The 241-nt window shown below is 57.7% G+C and carries 1 protein-coding gene; it reads left to right on the forward strand.

Features of this window, described 5'->3' with window-relative positions; translation table 11 throughout:
• A partial coding sequence (locus FDX22_RS19625) for a hypothetical protein (RefSeq protein ID WP_186805356.1) occupies positions 1-241 on the forward strand: 241 nt, incomplete at both ends.

A 241-nucleotide genomic window follows, 5' to 3' on the forward strand; every position in this document is an offset into this window, starting at 1 on the left:
TGCCCAGACGCTGACCGACAAAGAATATCAAATCATGCGTAACGCTTCGATGGCGGTACTGCGTGAAATCGGCGTGGAAACCGGCGGTTCTAACGTCCAGTTTGCGGTAAACCCGAAAAACGGTCGCCTGATTGTCATCGAGATGAACCCGCGCGTATCCCGCTCCTCGGCGCTGGCGTCCAAAGCCACCGGCTTCCCGATTGCGAAAGTTGCCGCCAAGCTGGCGGTGGGTTATACCCTC

It is taken from the genome of Citrobacter sp. TBCS-14, assembly GCF_005280805.1.
GTDB classification, from domain to species: domain Bacteria; phylum Pseudomonadota; class Gammaproteobacteria; order Enterobacterales; family Enterobacteriaceae; genus Citrobacter; species Citrobacter gillenii.